11 protein-coding genes and 1 tRNA gene are annotated in these 11,327 nt (G+C 48.2%); 2 read left to right on the forward strand and 10 right to left on the reverse strand.

Annotation, left to right across the window (positions count from 1 at the left end; genetic code table 11):
* Positions 1–35: 35 nt before the first annotated feature.
* Both BUB37_RS04315 and BUB37_RS04320 read right to left on the reverse strand, forming a co-directional pair.
* Positions 36–674 carry a 50S ribosomal protein L25/general stress protein Ctc gene (locus tag BUB37_RS04315; protein WP_072988977.1) on the reverse strand — a complete coding sequence of 213 codons (639 nt, stop codon included), beginning with the start codon at positions 672–674 and terminating at the stop codon, positions 36–38.
* A 55-nt stretch (positions 675–729) separates the two neighbouring features.
* Complete coding sequence (locus BUB37_RS04320) at positions 730–1,671, reverse strand: ribose-phosphate pyrophosphokinase (RefSeq protein ID WP_072988980.1); 942 nt, start codon at positions 1,669–1,671, stop codon at positions 730–732.
* Positions 1,672–1,822: 151 nt separating this feature from the next.
* Between BUB37_RS04320 and BUB37_RS04325 the strand changes: the two genes are divergently transcribed.
* Positions 1,823–1,903, forward strand: a tRNA-Leu gene (locus BUB37_RS04325).
* A 146-nt stretch (positions 1,904–2,049) separates the two neighbouring features.
* Here the strand turns inward: BUB37_RS04325 and BUB37_RS04330 are convergent.
* From BUB37_RS04330 to BUB37_RS04370, 8 genes are all read right to left on the reverse strand, one after another.
* The gene (locus BUB37_RS04330; protein WP_094766522.1) at positions 2,050–3,126 is read right to left on the reverse strand and encodes an ABC transporter permease; all 1,077 of its coding nucleotides are present in this window, start codon (positions 3,124–3,126) and stop codon (positions 2,050–2,052) included.
* On the reverse strand, positions 3,123–4,085 hold the full coding sequence (locus BUB37_RS04335; RefSeq protein WP_072988983.1) for an ABC transporter ATP-binding protein: 963 nt from the start codon (positions 4,083–4,085) through the stop codon (positions 3,123–3,125). Before BUB37_RS04335 ends, BUB37_RS04330 begins: the two co-directional genes overlap by 4 nt.
* Entirely contained in the window at positions 4,085–5,233 is a 1,149-nt protein-coding gene (locus BUB37_RS04340) for a COG1470 family protein (RefSeq protein WP_072989829.1), read from the reverse strand. Before BUB37_RS04340 ends, BUB37_RS04335 begins: the two co-directional genes overlap by 1 nt.
* Positions 5,234–5,312: 79 nt before the next feature.
* Positions 5,313–6,272, reverse strand: coding sequence for a DUF4340 domain-containing protein (locus BUB37_RS04345; protein WP_072988986.1), 960 nt, complete (start codon positions 6,270–6,272; stop codon positions 5,313–5,315).
* A 23-nt stretch (positions 6,273–6,295) separates the two neighbouring features.
* On the reverse strand, positions 6,296–7,798 hold the full coding sequence (locus BUB37_RS04350; protein WP_072988990.1) for a GldG family protein: 1,503 nt from the start codon (positions 7,796–7,798) through the stop codon (positions 6,296–6,298).
* Between the two features lie 15 nt (positions 7,799–7,813).
* Positions 7,814–8,536: an ABC transporter permease subunit gene (locus BUB37_RS04355; RefSeq protein WP_072988993.1), complete on the reverse strand. Its 723-nt coding sequence runs from the start codon at positions 8,534–8,536 to the stop codon at positions 7,814–7,816.
* Between the two features lie 2 nt (positions 8,537–8,538).
* Positions 8,539–9,468, reverse strand: a complete 930-nt coding sequence (locus BUB37_RS04360; RefSeq protein ID WP_072988996.1) for an ATP-binding cassette domain-containing protein — start codon at positions 9,466–9,468, stop codon at positions 8,539–8,541.
* A gap of 617 nt (positions 9,469–10,085) precedes the next feature.
* Positions 10,086–10,604, reverse strand: a complete 519-nt coding sequence (locus BUB37_RS04370; RefSeq protein WP_139278066.1) for a hypothetical protein — start codon at positions 10,602–10,604, stop codon at positions 10,086–10,088.
* Here BUB37_RS04370 and BUB37_RS04375 point away from each other — a divergent pair.
* Entirely contained in the window at positions 10,592–11,287 is a 696-nt protein-coding gene (locus tag BUB37_RS04375; protein WP_244526727.1) for an NUDIX hydrolase, read from the forward strand. The genes BUB37_RS04370 and BUB37_RS04375 overlap by 13 nt on opposite strands.
* Positions 11,288–11,327: the final 40 nt, after the last annotated feature.

Consider the following 11,327-nt stretch of genomic DNA (forward strand, 5'->3'; position numbering starts at 1 on the left):
GATCAGGGTGCTTTGCGTCTTGTTCGAAATAAAATCTATTCTTGGCTTTCTCCGCCTTCACTTGCCGCTGCTTCCGGAGCTTCCGCTGCCTCGCCCTCGACCTCTTCCTCATCGTCGTCGGTAACGACCGCTGAACGTTGGGTTTTAACCTGTACCACAACGGTGCTTTCAGGGTGTAGGATGGCAAAATCGTCGTTAAGCAACGATTCTACGGTGATGTTCTGACCAATTTTAAGTTTGGAAATATCAACATCGAAGAAATCGGGCAATTTGTCCGGTAGGGCCTTGATGGCCAACTTTCTTTTTCTGAACAACAAGCGCCCACCGTTTCTGACCCCGGGGGAGTTGCCTTGAAGGCGAACTGGAATGTTCAGTGTAACCTCTTTGTCGTCGAAAAGTTGATAAAAGTCGATATGCAAGATCCGATCGGTCACAGGGTGAAACTGAATATCTTGAATGATCGCCTTGATCGTCGTGTCGCCCAAGTCAATTTGCGCGGTATGCGCGGCAGGGGTGTACACTAAATCTCTGAACGCTAGTTCATCCGCTGAAAAGTGCAATGGCTTTTCCCCTCCGTATACTACGCAAGGAACCTTTCCAGCATTACGTAGGGCCTTCGTTGCCTTCTTGCCCACGCTTTCTCTTTCTGATCCTTTAATTGTAATTGACTTCATTATATAGTTTAAAATTAATATTCTTCCTTTCTTGGGGCAACGGCCCGCTCGACGGCTACATCAAAAACTTTGAGGCGATCGAGGTATTGTGATGCACACGGTGCATGACGTCTGCAAAGAGTTCGGCACAACTTAGCACCCTAACTTTGTCACTTTTTATTTCTATCGGAATGGAATCGGTAATGATCAATTCCGTTAGCTTCGAGTTTTCTATTTTTTCATAGGCATTGCCCGATAAGAGTCCATGGGTGGTAATGGCCCTTACGCTTACCGCGCCCCTTTCCATCATGAGGTCGGCCGCTTTGGTCAGTGTACCGGCGGTGTCGACCATGTCGTCTACCAGTACCACGTTTTTCCCTTTGACGTCGCCGATGAGCTCCATGTGCGAGATAACGTTGGCCTTGGCCCTTTGTTTGTAACATACGACCACATCGCAATCCAAGGCCTTGGAATAGGCGTAGGCCCTTTTCGAGCCGCCCATGTCGGGTGAGGCAATGGTCAGGTTCGGCAAACCGAGACCTTCGAGGTAGGGCAGAAACAAGGTAGAGGCGAACAAATGGTCTACCGGTTTTTCAAAGAAACCCTGAATCTGGTCGGCGTGCAAGTCCATGGTTATGATCCTTGTGGCGCCGGCCGCTTCCAGCATCTTGGCCACCAGCTTTGCGGCAATGGGTACCCTGGGCTTGTCCTTTCTGTCCTGTCTGGCCCATCCAAAATAAGGCATCACGGCGGTAATATGCCTGGCCGACGCCCTTTTGGCAGCATCGATCATCAACAGCATTTCCATTAAATTCTCGGGACCGGGATGGGTAGAGCCTATAATGAATATTCGGGTGCCCCGTATCGATTCTTCGAAAGATGGCTGGAATTCACCGTCGCTATAACGCGAGAAAATTACATTGCCCAGTCCGGTGCCGTAAGATTTAGCTATTCTCTCGGCTAAGGCTGTGCTTTGCGTACAGGCAAAAATCTTGGGTTCGGGAACTTGATAGGGCATTTGTAAGGTATTGTGAGCTAGTTTATTGGCCTTTGTTTTTCCTAGGGAGGTGCAAATTTAGAAATTTATTTGTGTTGCTAAAGTATAATTGTTGTTATTTTTTAGGTTTGGAATAAAAATATTTTATAATTTTGCATTCCAAATTTGAAATGCTCGAGTGGCGGAACTGGTAGACGCGCTGGATTCAAAATCCAGTTCCTTTGGAGTGTGGGTTCGATTCCCACCTCGAGTACAAAAAAAGCCAAGATGAAAATCTTGGCTTTTTTGTTTTTATAAGTATCTCAAATCCTTTGGTTTAGGTTCTTTTTAAATGGGCCTAGAGGGGTGTTGAAGGTCTTGTTCAAGCAAAACCCTTGCCCCAATCCATCCGTACAATCATTACCTCGAACGGATTTCGCGCTTCATAAACAGTACATACGACAGCAGGAAACACAACAAGGTCAGGGCGATGAGTCCCGTAAACTGGGGCCAAACCAACAAGATGCTCTGACCCAAGGGGAGGCTGCTGGGTATGGCCCCTTGCATCTGCTCCATGGTCAAGGGTCCCAAACTGCGCACCGAGGGCACCAAAATGGCCGAGGTAATCTCATCGAACAGCTCGTTGGGCATGATCTGGACCAAATAGAACTTCAATTTCTGGTAAAAATAGATGGCCTTGGGCGAGGCAAATTGCGAGGGTTCGTAGCCCTTGATGATCAGGTTGGCGATCATGGGGTAGAATATGGTAAAGAACAGCCACACCGCTATGCCCGATAGGGCCGAGGTGGCCGGTTGCCTGAACCGTACCGAAAACAAAATGGAAAGGTTCAGCCAAAACGATACGTATACGATGCTCAATATGGTATACACGATGATGCGCATGAATTCTTCCGCCGTAGGGGGGATGCCGATGGCTATTAACCCGGCGCCCATGACCAAGAAACTCAGGGTGAACAACATCAGGCTGATTACGATAATGCCGGCCAAAAATTTGGCGTTAAGGATGCTGTCCCTGGGAACGGGCTGTGCCAGGATACGGCTTAAGGTACCCCTGTTCTGCTCCGAACTGATGGCGTCGAAGCCGAGGCTTATCCCGAACAAGGGGCCGAGGAACCCTACGAAGACAAAATAGGGGGGCAGGGTGCCGTCGGACTTGGTGAACAGGTTCAGGAAAAAGAAATTGTTTTCCGAATTGTCGTTTACCAGAACTTTCATCCCGTCGGACAAGGTAGAAAAGAGGGTCCCCAGGCAGGCCAAGGTTATAATGGCGAACAGGATAATAAAGCGCCAGTTGGTAATATGGTCGGTTATTTCCTTCCGTACCATGGCCTTAAAGGGACTTAAGGCCAATGGGCGGTCGTTTTCCACGGTTCCTTTCCTAAGAAAACGAAAGGGATTCGTTGGAAAATTGAATGACGGAATCTTTATGATAGTGGTGAGCCTATCTATCCCCGATTTTAATAGTGTACTTTTCATATCTGTTTTTCTTCCTGAAAATATTGATGATAAATGTCGTCGAGGCCATATTCCTTTTTACTTAGCGAATGAAGGCCGTAACCGGAATTAACGACTAAACGGGATATGGGTACCGACATGTCCTTTTTCGACGCTATGACAAATCGCTTGTCGCGCATCTCTACTTGGGCGACCCCTTCCATTTGTTCCATTTTCCGTGCCAGTTCCTTCAGTGAAAGGGAAGTTTCTTCCGTTTCGGCGACGGCTCCCTCGAGGGTGTGGGCGTTTTTGGAAAACAACTGCTCGGCCAGGGAACTGATTTTTCCCTCGGCCAACAATTTTCCTTTGACAAAAATTCCGACCCGATCGCAAAGCTGTTGTACCTGGTGCAGGTGGTGCGACGAGAACAGAACGGTAATTCCCTTCTTTCTGCTCAGGTCGACGATCAGTTGCAGAAACTTCTTTACGCCCTCGGGGTCCAATCCCAAAGTGGGTTCGTCGAGTATGATTACTTCCGGCTTTTTTATCAGCACGTCGGCCAGCCCCAAGCGCTGGCGCATTCCACGGGAATAGCCGGCGACTTTTTTGTCCTTTGCCTCTTCAAGGCCCACTTCGGCCAAGGTTTCCAAGGCGGTCTTTTGGGCCTCTTCCATGGGGATATTGTTCAGGCGTGCCACGTACAATAGGTTCTGCATCCCGGTGTAATCGTTGTAAAAGCCGACATCCTCGGGCAGGTAGCCTACCTTTCTTTTGACCTCCAGGGGATACCGGCTGCTGTCTATACCACAGACCTTTACACTGCCCGAGTCTATTTCGGTGAGCCCCAGTAGCATAAGGATGGTGGTCGATTTACCGGCGCCGTTCGGCCCCAATAGGCCAAAAATCTCGCCTTTTTCAACGGAGAGCGTCAAATTGTCCACCGCTACATGCTCCCCGTACCTCTTGGTCAAGCCAATGATTTCTATACTCTTTTCCGCCATTACTTTCTTCCGTATTTTTTAAACAGGTAGTATATGGCCCCCAGGGTTCCCAGTATGATAAGGATGCCCAACCAACCCCAGAGCAAAGGGGTCTTTACCAAGAGTCTGATCGAGGCCGTGGAGGAAACTTCGGGGGTCTTGGCGGTGATCTTTGGCAGGTAGTCTCCCGGAACGGCCTTGTCGGCGGCCTTTATGGTAGCTGTGATTTTGGCGTGACCTCCGGCCTTTATATGGCTTACGGTATCGGGTTCGATGTTAACTTCCCAGTCTTTGGGCTTGGAAGAGCTGAACGTTACGTTTTTCAATTCGCTGGAGCCCGTATTGCGTACCAAGAGTTCCATTTTCTTTTCCCTTCCCGAAGTGATACTCGAACTTAAGAGGCCTGTGGGCGTTGTCAACTCCATATCGTAGGAGCCCTTGATCACCACTTCGAGTTCCAGTTCGGCCGTGGTATACTTGTTACTGGCCTTTATCGGAATTTTATAGGAACCTGCCTTTACCAAGGAAGAAGGGTTGACATCGACGGTAATGTTCGTAGTCTTGCCGGGGGCTATCTCTACGGCCGTCGCCTGTCGGCCATTGGGTTTAAAGGCTACGTTCCAGCCGCGTGGCGGTGCGGCCAACAAGGAATAGACCTGCTTTTCGCCCGTGTGGTTTTTTAGTTTTGTGGAAAAGTTGAAGTTTGACTTGGCATGCCCCTCCATGTTGATCTGGTCGGAAGTAAACTCGGTCTTAAAGGTCCCTTCTTCCGATACGTTGATAGTAATGGGGAGCACGTCGTAATTTTTGCCGATCAGCTTGAAGTTGTACGTGCCTTTTTCGACCTTCAAGGGCACGTTTACCGTTAGGGTAAGGTCTTTTTTTTCACCGGGTAAAACAGCTATTCGCTTAATGGTGTAGCCCCCTGCCTTTAAGGTAGAGCTCCAGTCGTCGGGCAGGCCCGACAGACTGATTTCGACATCCCTCAACTGGCTCCCGTAGTTCTTGACCTGAACGGTGTAATCGATAGATTCTCCCGGAGGTACCGAAATATTCGTGTACGGTGTATATAAGGTGATACCGTTGCCGGCCAGGGCCATTGGACCTGAAAGGGTTAGAAGCGTGAAAAACAACAACAATGTTCTGAAATTTGATTTAGCGGATTTCATAATGTGTAGTTTATAGGTCATAAATAGACTAAAGGGTTTGAGCCGAGGTAACGGCGGATTTCTCATTTATTCTTTGGGTTCAATCGTTTTCTTTTATAAAGTGTTGCTTGTCGACGAACAGTCGTTTGTACAGGCCTGTAGAGTCGCTTTCGATATAAGTTTCGGGGTGTTGTGAGGAGTGAAGGAGGAACTCGTTTTCCGAGTCGCCGGCATAGGCCTTGACGACGAGGTCGTCCATAGATGCTCCACGAACGGTCAGGGTACGCAGGGCTTCTTCCTTGGGTTCGAAATCGTCCGCGAACCGGGAGCTGCTCTGGTTGCGCAGCGTGTTGAGGTAACGGGCCACCTTTGTCGAATCGGCCTGTAGGCCAGAAAGGGTCCACGTCGAATCTTTTTTTAGCAGGGAAAAAGCTTCTTCACCGGCCCGTTCAAATTTTACTTCTTTGATGTCTTCCTCCTTCAATTTTATAAATTCGGAGTTCCTCCACGTGTTAAACGTGCGGTTGAAGGCACTCGCAATTTGGTTCTTTAGGGTGTAGGTCTCGGGCCTGTCGTTTATCCGAAAATAGGTAGACCCGGTCGTGGAGGCCGGACCGTACTGCGGTGTAGCCGGTTGGTCGTACGAGGTTTTGCCGAAGTAGACCGTACTGGTTCCCCCATCTTTATCTTGGATCTCCAGTTTTCTGGCCAAGGAATCGGTGAGTTCGTAGGAGGCCCATTTGTCCTCTGTTTTTGCGACCAGGCGCTGGGCCTTTATATCTTGCAATTGCCCCAGGGCACTTTTGACCAATGTTTGGTTCGCCTTAGATCGGATAGTGCCCCGTGAAACCTCCCATCCGTTTTGCGACCTCGAAATATGAATAGGCTCTTCCGACGTCCTGGCCGGCGGGTATATGCTGAGTTTATCTATTGCGGCGGTGTCCAGTTCTATGATTTCCGGATCAAAGGCCGTGCTGCGGTTCTTTTTGAGATAGTTGGTGGAAACATAGAGCAGTACCAATACCACCAATACCGCGATCAATATGTTGTTTTTCTTCATGGTTTAGGGTTTTGTTGTGGCGATCATTCGTAGTTTTCTTCCAATCGTTTACTGCGTTTGCTGTTGTTCATTTGCATGCGTACGATACCGTAGGCCATGACCAAGACAATGGGCAACAGGAAATTGACATATTTGAGGGTGGTTTTGGTGCCCTCTTCCAATTTGTCCAAGGGCCTGTACTGTATTCCCTTGGTCCTAAGGTCGATCAATCCGGTGTCGTCGCTCAACCAATCGATGGCGTTGACCATTAGGTTGACGTTGTCGGCCTGTAGCGGTTGCTGGCCGTTGCCGACCGGGAAATCGCCATCGGAAACGACAAAGATGCGGGATCGCTTGCCGTTGGGGTGGGTTTGCTCCAAGACGCCTGCGACCACTTGGTTGGGGGCGCTGAAGTCGCTATTCGTCCATTCTTTTTGAAGGTTGAAAAACTGGGGTGCGGCAAGGCTTCCCGAGTTCTCCGATGAAAAGGCGAGCGGGGTAAAGGTGGTCAGCGAATCCTTGGCGGTAAACTTCAACGAACTGGCAAACTGCATTACTACCCCATCCAAGCCCTTGGTGCTCGGATGGTCGGCAAACTTGCTGATGATAGGGGCATAGGGAAAGGCGATGTTCGACGTAAAATTAAAGAAGCCCTGACGCTGTTGTACCGATACGGTAGCGCATTGGGCATCGATAACAAAATCCTCGGCTACTTCCAATCCTTTTTCGTCCAGCCATTTTTCCAGCCCGGTACCGAGGGCGCTCCCGTACGAGCTGTTGAGGTCACCGTTTACCCGGTTGAGGGCGATGAAGAGATTGCCGCCGTTTTCCAAAAATGTATCCAATTGTTTTAAGGTGCCCGCGCTGATGGTGTCCGTGGGGCGTACCAAGGCCAATGTCCTTATATTCTCAGGCGGGGCAACGCTGTCGTTTACGGTGACCGACTTAAAATTGTACAGTACGTCCAAGGCTGTTTTTACCTGTGCAAGTTCGCCAATGGTGGCCTGTCCGTAGCCTTGTAAAAGCCCCACTTCGGGTTTATCGGTAACCGCTATCTTTTTTATGGAAGACGAGAGGAGGTACTCCAAGGGGGCTCCGGGTTGTACAAAGGGAATGACCTCCTTGCGGTCTTCCAGTTGTAAAACGGCGCCCAAAAAGGCCTTTTGTTGTTTCATCTGGTCCTTTTCGCGAACGTTGATCATTACCGGGTTAATGCCCGCTTCCATAGCCTCTCGCTCCAAGGATTCCTTCTCGTTGGGGTTGATAAAGGTGTAGATGAGATTGTCGTCGGAGTGCCGTGCATACTCGATCAAATATTCCTCAAAATCGTTTTTGGTCTTGGCGATATCGGGCGGCAGGTTCTCGGAAAAATAGGCCTTAACGGTAATCGGGTTTTCCAAGGACGCCATAATGTTCTCCGTGGCATCGCTTAAGGTATATTGCTTGTCTTCGGTGAGGTCCAACCTGAAAAAATATTGCTTTGATACCAAATTGGCGAACACCAAGATTGCGATGATCAAGACAAGGGTTATGTTCGTTTTTTTCATTGGATGTACTAGCGTTTAAGAAATATGTCTTTTGGAAAGGGACCATTCCCCGAGGTACAGCCCCAACAGGGTTATAGAAAGAAAATAGACCAGGTCCTTGGAGTCCAAGACCCCTCTTGAAATGGACTCAAAATGCGATTGAAGGTCCAAGGTGTCGAAGAATTGCCCCAGGCTACCGGTAAAGTTGTGGGCCAAAACCCCGAAAATAATATGGAAAAAGAGACCGATGAACAGGGCGGTCATAAAGGCCACAATCTGGTTGGTGGTAATGCTGCTCGCAAAAATACCTATGGCGGTATAGGCGGTACTGAGCAACAGTAGGCCCAGGTAACCGCAGATGGTTCCGCCGTTATCCAGATTGCCGATGTTGGAAACTGTAATCACATAGGGTAGGGTGGCGGCCAGGGCTATACAGACCAATAGTATGGATCCCAGAAACTTGCCAAGGATCACTTGCCTGTCCGATACCGATTTGGTCAAGAGCAGTTCCAAGGTGCCCGTCTTGCGCTCTTCGGCCAACATTTTCATGGTAATGGCGGGAATAAAGAAGAAGAGGCTCCAAGAGGCAATATTGAAAAAGACCCTAAGGTTGGCCTGTCCCACCAAAAAAATATCGTTTCCGTAAAGCCAGGTAAAAAAACCGCTGAAGCCTAAGAAAAGAACCAAAATAATATAGGCGATGAGCGAGTCGAAAAAGGTCGCCAGTTCGCGTTTGGCGATAGTCCATATGGTATGCATGTCTAATTTACCGTTAAGTTTCTAAATATGTCTTCGAGTTTGGTTTCCAAGGGGGTCAGTTCGGTCAGTACCCATTTTTTGTCCACGCACAGTTTAAAGATGTTCCGTTTAGACGATTGCTGGGCGACGCTCTGTACCTCGAACAGGTTTTCTTCCCGTTGAACAAGGTCTACGTCCTTGACCGTATTTAAGGCGTTCAAGGCTTTTGCAATGGTTTCGGCCTCGGCGTCCTCTATACGAACCTTCAATACCTCGTTGCCCTGGGCCTGCTTTCTAAGGGTTTCAGGTGTTCCGTTGGCGACGATGTTGCCCCTGTTGATAATGAGGATGCGGTCGCAGGTGGCTTCCACCTCGGGCAAGATGTGGGTGCTGAGGATAACGGTCTTCTCCTTGCCCAGGTCGCGGATCAGCTTTCGGATCTCGATGATCTGGTTGGGGTCGAGCCCCGTGGTGGGCTCGTCCAGGATCAATATTTCCGGGTCGTGGATCATGGCTTGGGCGAGTCCCACCCGCTGGCGATACCCTTTCGATAGTTCCCCGATCTTTTTGTGTTTCTCGCGGTTGAGTCCGCACAGGCCTATCATCTCCCGGATCCTGCCCTTGATCTTTGCCTTTTCTACCCCTTGCAGGGCGGCGCAGAATTCCAAGTAATCGATGATGGGCATATCTAGGTACAAGGGATTGTTTTCCGGCAGGTACCCAATGTGTCGCTTAAAATTGCTCTCGGGGTCGGTTACGCTTTTGCCACCGATTCGTATATCTCCTTTTTCGATACCGATATAACCGGTGATCATTTTCATGGTGGTGGATTTTCCCGCTCCGTTGGGACCAAGAAATCCGAGGACTTCCCCCGTTTTAACATCAAAGCTGATGTCGTTTACGGCCTTCTGAGGGCCGTAGGTTTTGGTCAGTTTTTCGATTTGTATGTCCATGCTCGGTATGTGAGGTTTAATTTGATTGAATATGGGCTAAACCTTGTCGATGTTTTTTGGGGTTAGTTGACGGTTGACCTATGGGATGAAAAAGACGGTCCTGGCCACCTTGTGAAACCCTTCGTTTTGTTGTGTTCTTTGGATAGGCGGATTTTTATTGCTCCATTGTAAAATCGAACGTTATTGATATGGCGACGCCCTTTGTCGGGAAGCCGGATCTGAAAATCGATGTCTTTTTCACGCCCATTATACAACATGGGCCGGCTGTAATACGCGCAGTTGTTTTTGGGTTTTTTTATTCTTAGGTGGAGTACCCCGTTTTGTACCCTCGCGGAATGGTTGTGCTTAGTAAGGGAATTGGGCGGGATAAGGATATGTACGCCGGTATTCCCCAATTTCATTTGAAATTTTTGAAATCTTGGCGGCGGAAAGGAATGAAGTCTTCGATGGTTTTCTTTCTTGGTGGTGTAAAATGATTCCATAACTATTTTTTAAATTATACTTTGTGCTAAAAAGTATTCGTCTAAAGAAACAGAATGATGAAATGATTTTTATAGGGGTTACGGGAAGGGGCTAAACCCCTCGGCCAAGTATCCCTGCAAAGTACGGAGGTACCTTCATCTGTGAAATTTGAACTCGAAATTGCTGTTTTCCAAAGGGGATGCAACGAGTAAATGATGTATTGGCATCGCTATAAAGGAATTTTGCCCACCTTTTGTGTTATTTGATAATAGATTGCCTAAATTTTCTTGAACAGGCAGAACAGAAAACGCGGGCAAAAAATCGTCTTCATGTCTACTAAATGGCATAGTATCGCTATTACAAATTCTGAATAAAAATAAAAATTCAAAAAAATACCAAAAGTTAAAAAATGTAAAAAAGGTTCCTGGGCGAAACATATGGGGATTGTAGCCTTGCTTTTTGTCTTGGTTTTTAAGGTATTGGGCCAATAGGATCCGGGCAGGCCACCGCCATATTTTGTTTGCTTCTCTGTAAATGTGGGTGTAAATTTGAAATAATTTTGCATTTTTGATATCTAATATCGCCTTGTTTTGTATTTTTATAAGTGTAAATTTCACACTATTATTTATTTCTTCTATTTTAGCAGAAATTTTGAAACGTTTTGCAAAAGCCATTTCAAATTAATAGGGCCTATAAGGAGGTACAGCAGATAACGGTTGCGGTCGACTGCCTCATTTTTGGTTTCAACCAGGGGAACTTGGAGTTGTTGCTCGTGCACCGCGGTTTTGAGCCCGAGCGCGATAAGTGGTCGCTCATAGGTGGGTTTGTGGTCAACGACGAAGATCTTGACGATGCCGCCTATCGGGTCTTAAGGGAGCTTACGGGGCTGGAGGATGTGTATATGGAGCAGGTGCATGCCTTTGGAAAGGCCGATCGCGATCCCTACGAGCGGGTAATTTCCGTTACCTACAGCGCCTTGGTCTTAAAGGAAAACTATGACGACGAGTTGGTCAGGAGTTATAAGGCACAATGGTTTCCCATAGATGCACTTCCGCAGTTGATCTTTGACCACGAAGAGATGGTGGAAGCGGCCATGAGGCGCCTGAGGCGTCGAGTGAAGACCGGTCCCGTTGGGTTTAACCTATTGCCCGAAAAGTTTACCTTGCCGCAACTCCAAAGGCTATATGAGGCCATTTTGGGCGAGAAGATCGACAAGCGCAACTTTAGAAAAAAACTGAGCGCGATGAATTTTCTGATCCGGTTGGATGAAAAGGACAAATCGGAATCGAAGAAAGGGGCCTTTCTCTACCGTTTTGATGAGGAAAAATATAACGATGTAAAGCATTTCAGCATATAAGGACAAAATTTTTTCCCTTGGGGGCTGTCGTAACCATCGA

Source organism: Pseudozobellia thermophila (genome assembly GCF_900141855.1).
Taxonomy (GTDB): domain Bacteria; phylum Bacteroidota; class Bacteroidia; order Flavobacteriales; family Flavobacteriaceae; genus Pseudozobellia; species Pseudozobellia thermophila.

Coding starts and splice junctions, on each gene's coding strand:
- BUB37_RS04315 (WP_072988977.1), bottom strand. CDS start 674: ATGAAGTCAATTACAATTAAAGGATCAGAAAGAGAAAGCGTGGGCAAG.
- BUB37_RS04360 (WP_072988996.1), bottom strand. CDS start 9,468: ATGGACATACAAATCGAAAAACTGACCAAAACCTACGGCCCTCAGAAG.
- BUB37_RS04320 (WP_072988980.1), bottom strand. CDS start 1,671: ATGCCCTATCAAGTTCCCGAACCCAAGATTTTTGCCTGTACGCAAAGC.
- BUB37_RS04345 (WP_072988986.1), bottom strand. CDS start 6,272: ATGAAGAAAAACAACATATTGATCGCGGTATTGGTGGTATTGGTACTG.
- BUB37_RS04340 (WP_072989829.1), bottom strand. CDS start 5,233: ATGAAATCCGCTAAATCAAATTTCAGAACATTGTTGTTGTTTTTCACG.
- BUB37_RS04370 (WP_139278066.1), bottom strand. CDS start 10,604: ATGGCTTTTGCAAAACGTTTCAAAATTTCTGCTAAAATAGAAGAAATA.
- BUB37_RS04330 (WP_094766522.1), bottom strand. CDS start 3,126: ATGAAAAGTACACTATTAAAATCGGGGATAGATAGGCTCACCACTATC.
- BUB37_RS04350 (WP_072988990.1), bottom strand. CDS start 7,798: ATGAAAAAAACGAACATAACCCTTGTCTTGATCATCGCAATCTTGGTG.
- BUB37_RS04355 (WP_072988993.1), bottom strand. CDS start 8,536: ATGCATACCATATGGACTATCGCCAAACGCGAACTGGCGACCTTTTTC.
- BUB37_RS04335 (WP_072988983.1), bottom strand. CDS start 4,085: ATGGCGGAAAAGAGTATAGAAATCATTGGCTTGACCAAGAGGTACGGG.